This is a genomic window from Streptomyces sp. DT190 (assembly GCF_049846985.1).
Taxonomy (GTDB): Bacteria; Actinomycetota; Actinomycetes; order Streptomycetales; family Streptomycetaceae; genus Streptomyces.
Genome location: NZ_JBNCNM010000009.1, coordinates 164,973 through 177,848 on the forward strand (window position 1 = coordinate 164,973; position 12,876 = coordinate 177,848).

The 12,876-nt window shown below is 74.6% G+C and carries 10 protein-coding genes; 4 read left to right on the forward strand and 6 right to left on the reverse strand.

What is annotated here, in order from left to right; genetic code table 11:
- The 6 genes from ACPXCS_RS18255 to ACPXCS_RS18280 form a co-directional block, all read right to left on the reverse strand.
- Window positions 1-744: a class I SAM-dependent methyltransferase gene (locus tag ACPXCS_RS18255; RefSeq protein ID WP_425945118.1), complete on the reverse strand. Its 744-nt coding sequence runs from the start codon at window positions 742-744 to the stop codon at window positions 1-3.
- A complete protein-coding gene (locus ACPXCS_RS18260; protein WP_425945119.1) occupies window positions 741-1,988 on the reverse strand; it encodes a condensation protein in 1,248 nt (415 codons plus the stop codon). Before ACPXCS_RS18260 ends, ACPXCS_RS18255 begins: the two co-directional genes overlap by 4 nt.
- On the reverse strand, window positions 1,985-6,157 hold the full coding sequence (locus tag ACPXCS_RS18265; RefSeq protein WP_425945387.1) for an alpha-(1->3)-arabinofuranosyltransferase domain-containing protein: 4,173 nt from the start codon (window positions 6,155-6,157) through the stop codon (window positions 1,985-1,987). The genes ACPXCS_RS18260 and ACPXCS_RS18265 overlap by 4 nt, the downstream gene beginning before the upstream one ends.
- Window positions 6,154-6,933 (reverse strand): class I SAM-dependent methyltransferase, encoded by a 780-nt coding sequence (locus tag ACPXCS_RS18270; RefSeq protein WP_425945120.1) that lies wholly within the window; start codon window positions 6,931-6,933, stop codon window positions 6,154-6,156. Before ACPXCS_RS18270 ends, ACPXCS_RS18265 begins: the two co-directional genes overlap by 4 nt.
- Window positions 6,934-6,971: 38 nt before the next feature.
- Window positions 6,972-8,123 (reverse strand): glycosyltransferase family 4 protein, encoded by a 1,152-nt coding sequence (locus ACPXCS_RS18275; protein ID WP_425945121.1) that lies wholly within the window; start codon window positions 8,121-8,123, stop codon window positions 6,972-6,974.
- Between the two features lie 216 nt (window positions 8,124-8,339).
- Window positions 8,340-9,335, reverse strand: a complete 996-nt coding sequence (locus tag ACPXCS_RS18280; RefSeq protein ID WP_425945122.1) for a DUF3068 domain-containing protein — start codon at window positions 9,333-9,335, stop codon at window positions 8,340-8,342.
- A 214-nt stretch (window positions 9,336-9,549) separates the two neighbouring features.
- Between ACPXCS_RS18280 and ACPXCS_RS18285 the strand changes: the two genes are divergently transcribed.
- The 4 genes from ACPXCS_RS18285 (at window position 9,550) to ACPXCS_RS18300 (ending at window position 12,695) form a co-directional block, all read left to right on the forward strand.
- Window positions 9,550-9,702, forward strand: a complete 153-nt coding sequence (locus ACPXCS_RS18285; protein WP_010042314.1) for a hypothetical protein — start codon at window positions 9,550-9,552, stop codon at window positions 9,700-9,702.
- Window positions 9,703-9,705: 3 nt separating this feature from the next.
- Window positions 9,706-10,950 carry a helix-turn-helix domain-containing protein gene (locus tag ACPXCS_RS18290; RefSeq protein WP_425945123.1) on the forward strand — a complete coding sequence of 415 codons (1,245 nt, stop codon included), beginning with the start codon at window positions 9,706-9,708 and terminating at the stop codon, window positions 10,948-10,950.
- A 126-nt stretch (window positions 10,951-11,076) separates the two neighbouring features.
- Window positions 11,077-11,850, forward strand: a complete 774-nt coding sequence (locus tag ACPXCS_RS18295) for an IclR family transcriptional regulator (protein ID WP_425945125.1) — start codon at window positions 11,077-11,079, stop codon at window positions 11,848-11,850.
- The gene (locus ACPXCS_RS18300; protein ID WP_425945126.1) at window positions 11,847-12,695 is read left to right on the forward strand and encodes an SMP-30/gluconolactonase/LRE family protein; all 849 of its coding nucleotides are present in this window, start codon (window positions 11,847-11,849) and stop codon (window positions 12,693-12,695) included. The genes ACPXCS_RS18295 and ACPXCS_RS18300 overlap by 4 nt, the downstream gene beginning before the upstream one ends.
- The last annotated feature ends 181 nt before the right edge of the window (window positions 12,696-12,876 follow it).

A 12,876-nucleotide genomic window follows, 5' to 3' on the forward strand; every position in this document is an offset into this window, starting at 1 on the left:
CTACGTCCTCCGGGCGTGCAGCAGCAGGATCGACGCGAGCTGCGGCCGGGCGCAGGCCAGCCGGTCCAGGGGCCGCAGCGGGCGCGGCACCCCGTGGAAGGGAGCGCCTTCGAGCCGCACCACCGAGAAGCCCGACGCGGCGACGAACTCCCGCAGGGCGCGCGGGGTGTACAGCCGCAGGTGCCCGACGACCTCCCGGCCCGGGCGGCCGTGGATGCCGCGCAGGCTGACCTCGGAGAAGACGGGCTGCACGCCCGCGAGCAGCAACGCCCGGTTGTACCAGGCGGCCAGGTTCGGCGTGGACAGCATCAGATGGCCCCCGGGGCGCAGGACCCGGCGGATCTCGTCCAGGGCCGCGTCCGGGTCGACGAGGTGCTCGATCACCTCGCTGAACAGCACGGCGTCGGCCGCCCCGGAGGCGAACGGCAGCCCGCCGCCGCTCAGTTCGCCGCGCACCGCGTACGGCAGGCGGCCGCGGGCGCGGCGCAGCGCGTCCTGGGACCAGTCGACGCCGACGAGGCGGTGGCCCGGCAGCAGGGGCGCGGCGGTGGCCGCCGCGGTGCCGTCGCCGCAGCCGATGTCCAGCACGGTCGCCGGGCGGCCGGCGGCCGGTCCGAGCGCCCGGGCCAGCATGCGGGCCTGGCGCAGGCTGCGCGGGGTGCCGGAGGCGACGGGCACGGCCGGGTTCTCGTAGAAGTCGCGCAGGTCCTTCGGGTGGGGCGCGGTGGCCGGTACGGCCGTCATGACGTGGCCTCCGTGGTGTGCAGGTAGTGCTCGAACAGGTCGCGCAGGTGGGCGCCGTCGCCGTGGCCGAGCAGGGCGCGGGACCAGCGCAGGGCGAGGTGGAGGCGGCCCGCCGTGGAGGCGGTCGTCACCGTCAGGCCGCGCGGCATCCGGGCCGGGGCGGAGAACCACACCGCGTGCGCGCGGCCCGCCTCCTCGCCGAAGTCCAGCGGGTAGGGGATGCGGCCGATGTTGCTGAGCAGGGTGGTCGACGTCCAGGGCGCGGCGGCCCGGCGCAGGGTGCGGGTGAGGGCGGCCCGGGCGGCGACCGGCGCCCACGGGGCGGTGAGCAGCGCGGCACCGTGGCCGAGCTGGGGGCGCGGCTGGGACTTCAGTGCGCGGGTGCGTTCCGCGGTGCGGCGCAGGAGGGTCGGCAGGTGGGGGTCGCGCAGTTCCCGCGGCGCGAAGGGGACCTCCACCAGGCGGGTGCCGTTGCCGATGGGCATCGAGGCGTCCCGGGGGCGGTCGTCCACGGGCATGGTGATGCGCAGCGGGCGGGGCCGGGCGCCGTGCTCCCGGTTCCAGTGGGCGAGGGCCAGCGCCGTGGCCACCATGAGCTGGTCGTTCACGGTGTACGGGGAGCCCTTGGGGCGGTGCGGCAGCGGCAGTTCGGTGACGAGCATGCCGTTGCCGGGCGAGGGGTCGGGGGTGCCCGGCGCGACCCGGGCGGGCGGTGCCCAGGTGGCCGGGGCGTCCGGGGTCTCCCGGCGCGGTTCTGCGGGGCGGACCGGGGGCGCGGCGGGGGAGTTGTCCCGCCCGCCGTACAGCTCGGCGGCCGTGGCCAGGACGCGCAGGCAGGCCGGGCCGTCGAGGGCGGTGTGGTTGACGGTGAGGACGAGGACGGAGTCCACCACGTCGAGACGTACCGGCGGGGACTGCGACAGCGGTGGGGCCTGCGCCAGGGCCCGGGTCCGGGCGTCGCGCAGGGCGCGCGGGCCCGGCGGGGCGAAGGTCACCACCTCCACGTCCGGCTCGCGCGTCAGCTCCCACTCGTAGCGCCGCCGGTACCAGGGCCCCCGCGCCTCCCGCATGAGGATGCGCGGGTGCCGGTGCAGCGCCTCCAGGAACGCCTTGCGCAGGCGCGCCCCGTCGAGCGGTCCCGGCAGGTGGACCTCGATGTGGACCGTCTCCGGCTCCTCCTCCTGGAGGCAGTGCCGGGAGACCTCGTCCACCACCGGGAACGGGATGCGGACCGGTGTCGTCATACGGTGGCGCCCTCCCCGGGGTCCGTCCTCGGCAGCGGCCGCGTCGGCGCCTGTGAGGGGGGCTGTTCGCGCAGGCCGACGAGTGCCGCGAACAGGCCGGTCAGGGCGAGCAGCTGGGCCGCGTGCCCGAACGCGCCCGTACCGGCGCCCACCGGCTCCCCGGCCCCGAAGGCCGCGGCGATCCCCGCCCCGGCCAGGGCGGTGAACGCGATCGGCACCAGCAGCGCGTGCCGTCGCGCGGCGAGCAGGGCCAGCGCCGGGACCAGCAGCGCCAGCCAGCCCGCGATCACCACGCCGACCAGCGTCAGCGCCACCGTGCCGAGCCACAGGCCGGGCAGCGGCGGGGCGGGCTGCGGCGCGTCGGGGCTGGGGGCGCGGCGGCGCCAGAGCGCCAGGCCCAGCAGGGCCGCGATGCCGACGCCGCTGCCGATCAGCCCGATGTCGTAGGTGGTGGCCGGCTCGTACGACAGCTTCACCGTGCCGCCCGCCCCGGCCGGGACGCGCCAGCCCTGCTGCCAGCCGTCCAGCCGGACCGGCGTCAGCTCCTTGCCGTCCAGCGTGGCCCGCCAGCCGTCGTTGGCGTTCTCGTACGTCGTCAGGTACGACGCCGCGCCCGAGCCGACCGTGACCTCGCGCCGGTCGCCCAGCCAGTCGCGGATCCGCAGCTCGCGCCCGGCCGCGGCGGCCTCGGGCACCGTGCCGCGCGTGAGGGTCACGTCCGTGAGCGCCAGCGGTCCGGCGTCACCGCCCTCCAGCCGGTGCTCGCCCGCGGGCAGCCGCACCTCGGCGTCGCCCCGGCCCTCCTGGCAGAGCGTCACCGCCACGCCCCGGCGCTCCACCAGGTCCCGCACGGTGCCCTTCACGCTCGACTGGTACAGCTCCCCGTCCAGCGCCACGTCCGGCCCCTTGCCGCACGGCAGGGAGAACGCCCGGGCGCCGTCCGGCCGCGGGGTGCGGTACTGGTCGAGGGACGGGATGTACGCCTCGGTCAGGCCCACCGGCAGGCGCAGGTCCTCGTCGGCGACCGGGTTGTGCAGGGTCAGCGGGGCCGTCTCGGTGATCGTGACGTCGAGGCGGTCGGTGGTGATGGCCGGGAAGCGGACCCAGCCGTTCTTGTCGACACCGGCGACGGCGGCGCCGTCCGGTGAGCTGATGTGCACCTCGGAGGCCCGGGCGGACAGGCCGCCCGCGGGGGCCAGCACCAGTTCGCCGACCGGCTGCCTGCCCTCCCAGCGCAGGTGGATCGTCGGCCGGTCGCCCGCGATCCACGCCGTCGTCAGGTCACCGTCGGTGAGGTTGCGCGCGGTCAGGCCCGCGCCGAGCCGTGCCGTGGAGTCGGCGGTGGCGACGATCCGGGCCTGCTGCTCGGGCGCCACCTCGTACAGCAGCTCGTCGAACTCGGCGCCCGGCACCGGCACCGCGCTCGCCTTCACCTCGTAGGTGCCGGCGACCGGTGTCGTGAAGCGGCGGTGCAGGCCCGCCTCGGTGCCGGTCGCGGACAGGCCGGTCGGGTCGGAGGCGCGGTGCAGGGAGACGACGGTGGCGGCCGCGGTGGCCTCGTCCGCGTCGGACGGCAGCCGCAGCAGCCGTGTCACCTGCACGTCCGGCAGGTCGATCTCGGAGAAGCCCGCGCCGGTCAGACCGGCCCGGCGCACCACCGAGTCCACGATCGTCAGCTTCATCCACCGCGTCGCGCCCTCGGGCGCCCTTACCCGCTGGGTCGTGCCGTTGGGCTGCAGGAAGCTGGTCCGGGTGCCCTTCTCGGTCTCCACCCGCACCTTCGTCGCGGCCGCGCGCACGCTCTCCTGCGGCAGCGGCGTGACCTTGAAGGAGGACGGCATGGTGTAGGGGCCGGTGAAGCCGATGCGCAGCCACTGCCCGTCCGGCGTGTCCGGCGCGCCCTCCGCCCAGGCGGTGCCCGGGTTGCCGTCGAAGGCGTTCACCGGGTCGTACTGCGGCAGGTGGAACAGCCAGTTGCCGTACGAGGACGCCGTCACCGAGCGCGCCCCGCGCAGCTCGGCCACCGTCTGGTGCTCGGCGCCCTCGGTCGGCAGGATCTGCCGCGGCTTCTCGCCGGGGTCCTGCTGAGCGCCGGACGCGTTGCGCTCGTCGCGCGTGTACGTGTACGACGTACCGGAGTTGACCAGCCCGAACCGGGTGTCGGCCCGCCGCAGCCCGTCGCCCACCACCTGCACGGCCGGCGTGCCCAGCCCCGGGTGGTCGTCGCCGGTCAGCACGGCCGCCCGCCCGCGCAGCTCCGCCGCCAGCGGCAGCAGCGCCTCGGGCCCGCCGGACACCACGGCCGTGTCGGCGACCGGGGCGAGCCCCGCCTGCCCGGGCCGGACGACGTCCGCACCCGCCGGACGGTAGATCTCCACGGCCCGCTGCCGCGGGTACAGGCCCTCGACCTGGAGCGGGGCGTCCTGGGCGATCCGGCCGCCGGTCGTCACCGGGCCGAGCCCCTTGACCCGCTCGTAGCCCGACTGCTCCAGGGTGCGCTTGACGGTCGCGGTCGGCACATGGCCGATCTGGTCGGGGTCGAGGTCGTTGCGTACGACGACGTAGTACAGCCCGGCCCGGCTCAGGTAGTCGGCCAGGCCCGGCACCTGGGCGCCGGACATCAGGGCCTGCTCGACCGCGTCCATCGCGCGCCGGTTGCCGGGCGTGCCGAACGGGACGTAGTCGCGTTGCGCCCAGCGGGACTCGGCGAGCACGTCGAGCGGCTGGTCGATGGGGGAGCCCCAGGTGTAGACGCCGTGCGCGGTGGCCGGGACGACCAGGGCGCGCGAGTCCGGTGAGTACTTCTCCAGCCAGTCGGCCGTGGCCTGCCAGTAGGCGGGCAGCTTCGGGAAGGAACCCGGGTTCAGGATCGAGCCGTTGAGGTACGGCCACAGCAGCCCGGGCAGGATCAGCACGGCCGCGACGAGCGGCGCGAAGCGCCGGCCGCGCACCGGCCGGGCCCCGCGCCGCTCGGCGGCCACCCCCACCAGATGGGCCAGGCCCAGCACGAGCGCCAGCGCCGTCCCCGTCTGGAACTTGTAGATGTTCCGGAACGGCGACAACCACCCGTCCAGCCAGCCCTGCACCACGCCGTGGTACGGCGCCCCGAACGCGCCGCCGTACCCGGCGAGCAGCACCAGCGCGGTCACCAGCACCGTCAGCACCAGCCACCGCCGCTCGGGCATGTCCCGCCGGGCCAGTCCGGCCAGCCCCAGCCCGGCCGTCAGCGCCGAGCACACGATCACCAGGACGGAGGAGGCCACGGTCCAGCCGGCCGGCAGCCAGGCCTCCCCGAAGTGCAGGTAGGCGACCCAGTTCCCGGCGCCGCGCAGCGCCTCGGCCGCCGACATGGTGTCCGTGGTGGTCTGCGCGGTCTCTATATAGGGGAGGAAGTTCTCGCCGTAGACGCCGAGCAGCAGCAGCGGCACCCACCACCAGGCGGTCACCACGATCACCGCCGGGGCCCACCAGGCGATCAGCCTGCGCTGCCGCGGCCCGCGCGGCCGCGACAGCAGGTACAGCCCGGCCGGCAGCAGCGACGCCAGCGTCGCCGAGGCGTTCACCCCGCCCATGAACGGCACGAGCAGCGCCGACCGCAGGGCCGCGACCCGGGCCGTGTACCGCTCGTCGGCCAGCGGCAGCAGCACCCACGGCAGGAACGCGCCCGGCAGCGCGGCGGCCGACGTGGAACCGACGACCGTCGTGAACAGCGGCCACAGCGCATACGCCACGGCCGCGAGCAACCGCGAGGTCCCGCTGCCCACCCGCAGCCGCTCCGCGAGGCGCAACGCCCCCCAGAAGGCGACGGACACGACGACCGACAGCCACAGCCGCTCCGCCAGCCACACCGGCAGCTGGACGAGGTCGCACAGCCAGTAGAACGGCAGCATCGGCCACAGGTAGCCGACGTACTGGTCCTGGATGCCGCCGAACCCGCCCCGGTCGTGCCACAACTGCCCCAGGTCCGCGAGGAACTGGCCCGGATCGGTGGTCACGCCCAGCTTGGTGTCGAAGGTCTGCCGTCCCGGCTGCACCGCCAGGAACAGCACGAACACCACCGCCCAGAACCCCAGCAGCCAGCGCCGCGACCGGGGACCGTCGGGCGGGCCCGACGCGGTCGCCGTGGTGGGAACGGCTGCCGGGGGAGGAGCCTGGACCGTGGTTGTCATGTAGGACACCGCCGCAGGATGAGGAGGAGGTTCCAGGTGGCGAACTCGCGGATCCCGGGCGCCTTGACGACGGCCTCCGCGAGGAAGGGCCAGTAGCGGGAGCGCGCCGAGACGACCGTGACGTCGTCCCGGGCCCGCACCTGCCGCAGGGTGGAGCCGATGTGCACCGCGAACAGGTTCTCGCCGAGCGTGTGCTTGGCGGGCCTGCCGGTGCGCCGTTCGTGGCGGGCCCGGGCCCGCTCGGCACCGAAGTAGTGCCACGGGGCCCACTCGTGCCCGCCCCACGGCGACAGCCAGTTGGTGAACGACACGTAGATCAGCCCGCCGGGCCGGGTCACCCGGGCCAGCTCGCTGAGGAACGTCTCCGGGTCGGACACGTGCTCCAGCACGTTGGAGGAGAAGGTGACGTCCGCGACGCCGTCCCGCAGGGGCAGCAGGTACCCGTCCGCGACGACCGCCGACTCGGGCGGGGCCGCGCCGAGTTCGCCGACGTCCGGCTCGAAGAGGTACGCGTCGGCCCCGCGCCGCCGGAACTCCTCGGTGAAGTACCCGCCGCCCCCGCCGACATCGAGGACGGTACGCCCGGCGACGGGCCCGTCGTAGGCCTCGACCTGGTCGACGGCGTCCCGGGCGAGCAGCGAGTAGCAGGCCCCGGGGTCGTCCTGCTCACGGAGGAAGGCGCGGAACAGGGCGACACTCCGTCGCAACGAGGGGTCTTTCCACGGGGCTCGCGAGGGGCGCGGGGAACTGCGCGACCAGCCACGCACGACCCGCACACGCGACACGGCAGCACCGACACGCCGCAGGGGCGACGTCACGGAGTCCAACTCCGCACCGCCTCGGCGGCCACCACCCGGAACTGCCGCACGGTCCGGTCCCAGCGGAACTGCGCGGCCCGCTCCCGGGCCGCCTTGCCCATCAGCTCCCGGCGCTCCCCGGACAGCGCCAGCGCGCACCAGGCCGCGGCGAACGAGGACTCACCGCGCGCCAGGATCCCGGTCTCCCCGTCGACCACGGAGTCCTTGAGCCCGGGCACGTCGAAGGCGACACTCGGCGTCTGCCGGGCCGCCGCCTCGGTCACGACCAGGCCCCACCCCTCCACGGCGGAGGGGTGCAGCAGCAGCCAGGCCGCGCACAGCAGCCGGTGCTTCTCGGCCTCGGAGACGTACCCGGTGAACTGCACTCCGGGCCCCGCCAGCCGTTCCAGCCGCTCGCGCTCCGGCCCGTCCCCGACGATCACCAACCGCCCGCCGGTCACCGGACGCACCCGCTCCCACAACCGCAGCAGCAGATCGATCCGCTTGTACTCGACGAGCCGCCCGACGGCGACGAACAGCGGCTCGGCCGAGCGCTCGGCCCTCGGGCCCGGCTCCTCGACGCCGTTGTGCACGACCCGGATCCGCTCCCGCTCGACGCCGATCGCGCGCAGGGCGTGGGCGGTCGAGGAGGAGACGGCGACCAGCAGGTTGCGCTGCTGCGCCCCGGTCAGCGCCCAGTGTTCGAGTCGTCGGCCGATCCGGGCCGCCGGCGCCAGCGGGCCGCCGAAACGCATGGGCCACAGATCCGTGTGGACGTGGTTGACCAGGCACAGCGTCGGGCCCCGGTGCCACAGCGGCGCCAGGTACGGCATGCCGTTGCACACCTCGACCAGCAGGTCGCAGTCACCGACCTGGCGGGCGAAGGCCGACCGGGCGCGCAGGTAGTGCCCGTAGGGGCCGCCCGCCGACACGACCCGGTAGTCACGGAAGGACGCGGGGCCGCCGCACAGCAGGGTGACCTGGTGACCCAGCCGGGTCAGTCCGTCGGCGAGTCGGTCGACCAGCAGCTCGGAGCCGCCGGCGGAGGGATTGTCCAGATCGCGGTGGGCGAGGAACACGATCCGGCGCGGTTGTGGGGGGAGCGCCGGAGGGTGCTGCGGCGCGCTGGGGGACGCGGCGCGCAGCGCGGACGGTACGTGCTGGGGCATGGGTGCTCCAACTCGTCTCGGGGTGCGGAAATCGGTGGGGAAAGCGTGGGGGTGGGGTCGAAGGGGAGGGGGCGGCCTGTGGGGAGCCTGAGCTCTTCCTGGGAGGGGAGTGTGGACGGGGTGTGCTCGGGTGGGGTTGGACAGTTTTCGCCCGGACCTTCTCCACGGCTACTCACCGACGTGACAATTTCCGGCTTTGTTAGAGCTGACGTCACATCACATCGTGAGGGTCGGCTGGGGCGTAACCGGCTTATCGGACGGAGCGGGCTGCTCCGGCTCCTTCCGCCCACGGGCCACCAGAACGCCCCCCACCGCGGCGAGCGCCAGTCCGGCGATCCCGGCGCCGATCGGCAGGGTCGTCCCGACGAGCCGCAGCCGGCCGCTGTCGTCCTTCGCCTGGCGCACCGCTTCCTTCTGCGTCGCCGTCGTGAAGGCGACCTTCTCGCTGTCCAGCAGCACCGCCGCGTCCTTCTTCGCGCCCGGTGCCCGCAGGGTGCGCTTCGGCCCGGTCTGCGCGTACAGCACCCGGCCCGTGGCCTGGTCGACGATCAGCACGAAACCGTGGTTGGCGTACCACTCCTCGGCCAGCACCTGCGGCCGGTTCGGCTGGTCGACGAGGGTGCCGGGCACCATCCGGGTGCCGGTCCGGGTCGGCGGCACCGAGCCGGTGAACTTGTAGCCGGTGTAGCCCTGCACCTTCTCGGTGCCCCGGTAGCGCAGCACCACCGTGTCGCCGAGGGTGTTGTCCCACCACTGGTAGGAGCGTTTCTGCACGTCGAAGGGGAACTTCAGGTACGCCTCGCCCTCGATGTGGGGCTTCTCCCCGCAGCAGTGCACCGGCCGGGTGGTCCGGCGGTCCATCACCCAGCGGTGCGGCGTGAAGTCCAGCGCGTCGTGCGGATCGGCGGCCGGCAGCGACTTGTCGGTGTCGACCGTGGTCGTCACGTCCCAGACGGCGTTGCCGCTGCGCTCGCTGTCCTCGACGTTGCCCCGCACCCGCTGGGTGACGGTGATCCTGCGGTCGGGCACCGTCTCGATCCGGTCAGTGTCGAAGACGCTGCCCCGGCCGGTGTAGACGGCGGTCGTGTCGATGTCGATCGGGTTCACCGCGGCCCGCGGCTGCACGTACCAGGCGAGCAGGGGCGCCAGCACCAGCAGGAACGTACCGAGACCCAGCAGGACCAGGGAGAAAGGAGAGGTTGTACGGCGCATCCGGGCACTCCAGTGGCTTGGGACGGCTCGACGTACGAGAGGACCGGCACGGCGGCGGAATGCGCGCGTGCGGCTGGGCCGGGAACCGTAGGCGGCTCTTGACGGGGTGTCAATGCTTGTCGAGACTGGGCGCGACAGGCAGGGACGGGGTGCCGGGGTGGGGCAACCTCCGGACCATCTCCGGACGAATCCGGACAGAGAGGCTGACCCTGCGATGTCCAGACTGCTCGCTGCCGCGCTGACCGTAGCGCTCGCCGCCGCCCTCGCCGTGGGGGCCGCGCTGGGCGTGGTCGCGCTGCTCGAAGCCACACCCGACCAGCCGAACACGCCCCTGATCACGTACGAGCAGGCCGGTCAGGGGAGCTGACGGATGACGGCCGCCCGCACCGGAACCGTCACCACCCGCTCGGCCTGGCACGACGTCCCGCGCTTCCAGGTGCGCCGGTTCGCCGCGATCGCCATGGCCGAGGCGCCCGAACTCGCCGAGGAGATCCTCCGGGAGATCCAGCGCGAGTACCCGCACCTGCCCGTCGTCCTCGACGACTCCGGCGAGCCGATGGCGATGGTCGGCATCCGCCGCGCCATCGAGGTCTTCGTGCAGCACCTGGAGCACTCGGAGGGCCGCCCGACCGTGCCGCCCGGCGTCTTCCAGGACTTCGGCCGCGGCGAGGGGCTCAACGGCCGCTCCCTCGACTCCCTCCAGGCCATCTACCGCATGGGAGTACGCCTGGCCTGGCGCCGCTTCGCCGACATCGGCCAGCGCGTGGAGATCCCGCCCCCGGCGATGTACGAACTCGTCGACGCGGGCTACGAGTACCTGGACGGCCTGGTCGACCAGTCCGTACGCGGTTACGCCGAGGCCGCGGCCCGCCAGGCCGGCGAACGCCTGCGCCTGCAACGCCGCCTCATGGAGCTCCTGCTGGCCGAGCACCACCGCGGCGACCCCTCCGAGGCCTTCACCGAACGCGCCGCCCGCATCGGCTGGCCGCTGCCGGAGAAGGTCGCGGTCGGTGTCCTGGTGCGCCCGGCCCGCGAGGCGGTGGCCCCCGCGGTGGGCCAGGGCGTCCTGCTCGACATGGAGTACGAACAGCCCCGCATGGTCGTGCCCGAGCCCGACGCGGCGGGCCGCCACGAACTCCTGCACCGCGCCCTCACCGGCTGGTCCGGCGCGATCGGCCCGCCCGTCCCGCTGGCCGACGCCGCGAAGTCGCTGCGCTGGGCGGAGGCGGCGGTCCGCCTCATGGAACGCGACCTGCTCCCCGCCGGCGAGGTCCTCCACTGCACCGAGCACACCGAGGCCCTGGTCCTCCTGCAGCCCGAGGAACTCATCGACGACCTGGCCCTGCGCTGCCTGGCCCCCCTGACCCACTGCGGCCCCACCCACGGCCGCCGCCTCGCCGAGACCCTCCTGGCCTGGCTGGAAACCCGCGGCGGCGCCCCCGAGGTCGCCACCCGCCTGGGCGTCCACCCCCAGACGGTCCGCTACCGCCTCCGCCAGATCCGCGAACTGTGGGGCGACGAGATAGACGACCCGGACCGCCGCTTCGAACTGGAACTGGTCCTGAGGGCGCAGCGGCTGCGGGGGGAACTGGGGGTGGTGCGGGGGAGGCGGTGAGCCGGGCCGACCCGGCGCTGCCCATTGCCCGGGCATACCTCTATGGCTAGCCTGTGTTCGTCATGCCGATCGCCTGTTGAAATCTCGAACGCGGGCGCTGAGAACACATTAGGGAGGGGGCCGGTCGTGGGACGACTCGTACCAGCCGTGACCCGGGCTCTCGACATTCTCGAGCTCTTTCTCGACGGGGACGGGACGCTCTCCGCCCCCGACATCGTGCGCAGGCTGCAGCTGCCGCGCACCACCGTGCACGAGCTGGTGACCACGCTCGCCGCCCGGAAGTACATCGTCCCGGTGCCCGGCCAGCCGGGACGCTACCGGCTCGGTGTGCGCCCGTACCAGCTCGGTGCCCGGTACGCCGAGCAGCTCGACCTCGCCGCCGAGGGGCAGCAGGTCGCCCGGTCCGTCGCCGAGACCTGCGACGAGACCGTGCACGTGGCGATCCTGGAGGACACGGACGTCATCTACATCGCCAAGGTCGACTCCACGCACGCCGTGCGGATGGTGTCGGCCGCCGGCCGCCGGCTGCCCGCGCACTGCACCTCCGTCGGCAAGATGCTGCTGGCCTCCCTTCCCGAGCACGAGCTCGCCGCGCGGATTCCCGACGGCGCCGAGCTGGTCGCGATGACCCCCAACAGCATCACCGACCCGGGCGCCCTGCGCGAGGCCCTGGCCGAGATCCGTGCGCGGGGCCTGGCCGTGGAGAGCCGCGAGTCCAACCCGGACGTCTCCTGCGTGGCCGCGCCGGTGCGCGACCGCACCGGGCAGGTCGTCGCCGCGCTGTCGATCTCCGTGCCGATGATCCGCTGGAGCGAGGAGCGCCGCGCCGAGCTGGAGCAGCTCGCCGCGAAGGGCGCCGCCGAGCTGTCCGAGCACCTCGGTCACCGGAGCGTGGCATGACGGCGCCGTACGAGGTCGCCGTGCGCGCCGAGGCCGAGCTCGGCGAGGGCCCGACCTGGGACGCGGCGGCCGGCCGGCTGCTGTGGATCGACATCCTCGGCTCGCGCCTGCACACCTACGACCCGGCCACCGGGCGGCGGACCACCCGCCGCACCGAACAGCACGTCGGCGCCGTCAAGCCGCGGGCCGGAGGCGGCCTGGTGCTCAACCTGCGCGACGGGATCGGGCTCCTCGACCCCGACGGGGACTTCCGCTGGCTGCACCGCGAGGTCGTCCCCGGCCGCCGGGCCAACGACGCCGCGGTCGCGCCCGACGGCGCGCTGTGGGCCGGCACGATGCGGTACGACGAGGCGCCGGGGGGCGGGACGCTGTCGCGCGTCACCGGGGACGGCTCGGCCGAGGTCGTGCTCGACGACGTGACCGTCAGCAACGGCACCGGGTGGAGCCCCGACGGGCGGCTCATGTACTACATCGACACGCCCACCCGGCGCATCGACGTCTTCGACCACGCCGACGGGCGGGTGTCCGGACGCCGGACGCTCGCCGAGATCGAGGAGGGCGCCGGGTTCCCCGACGGGCTGACCGTGGACGCCGACGGGTGCGTCTGGGTGGCCCTGTGGGAGGGCGCGGCGGTGCGGCGGTACACGCCCGACGGGCGGCTGGACCGGGTGGTCGGGCTGCCGGTGCCGCGGGTGACGGCGTGCGCGTTCGGCGGGGCCGGGCTGACCGACCTGTACATCACGACCGCCCGCACGGGGCTCAGCGAGCCGCCCGCGCTGGCGGGATCGCTGTTCGTGGTGCCGGGGGCGGGCACGGGTTTCGCCCAGCCCGCGTTCACCGGCTGACCCGCGCGGACGAGCGGCAAAGCGCCGACGACTCCCGACCCGGACCGACCCGACCCGGGCCGACCCGACCTGGGCCGAGCTGACCCGATCCGACCTGGGCCGATCCGATCCGGGCTGATCCGATCCGACCCGACCCGGGCCAACCAGGTCCGGATGGGCCGGGACCGGGGCGGCCGGGGCT

What these genes read in the sequence shown, in the direction of transcription:
- ACPXCS_RS18255 (WP_425945118.1), bottom strand. Translation starts at nt 744, where the DNA reads ATGACGGCCGTACCGGCCACCGCGCCCCACCCGAAGGACCTGCGCGAC.
- ACPXCS_RS18260 (WP_425945119.1), bottom strand. Translation starts at nt 1,988, where the DNA reads ATGACGACACCGGTCCGCATCCCGTTCCCGGTGGTGGACGAGGTCTCC.
- ACPXCS_RS18265 (WP_425945387.1), bottom strand. Translation starts at nt 6,157, where the DNA reads ATGACAACCACGGTCCAGGCTCCTCCCCCGGCAGCCGTTCCCACCACG.
- ACPXCS_RS18275 (WP_425945121.1), bottom strand. Translation starts at nt 8,123, where the DNA reads ATGCCCCAGCACGTACCGTCCGCGCTGCGCGCCGCGTCCCCCAGCGCG.
- ACPXCS_RS18280 (WP_425945122.1), bottom strand. Translation starts at nt 9,335, where the DNA reads ATGCGCCGTACAACCTCTCCTTTCTCCCTGGTCCTGCTGGGTCTCGGT.
- ACPXCS_RS18285 (WP_010042314.1), top strand. Translation starts at nt 9,550, where the DNA reads ATGTCCAGACTGCTCGCTGCCGCGCTGACCGTAGCGCTCGCCGCCGCC.
- ACPXCS_RS18290 (WP_425945123.1), top strand. Translation starts at nt 9,706, where the DNA reads ATGACGGCCGCCCGCACCGGAACCGTCACCACCCGCTCGGCCTGGCAC.
- ACPXCS_RS18300 (WP_425945126.1), top strand. Translation starts at nt 11,847, where the DNA reads ATGACGGCGCCGTACGAGGTCGCCGTGCGCGCCGAGGCCGAGCTCGGC.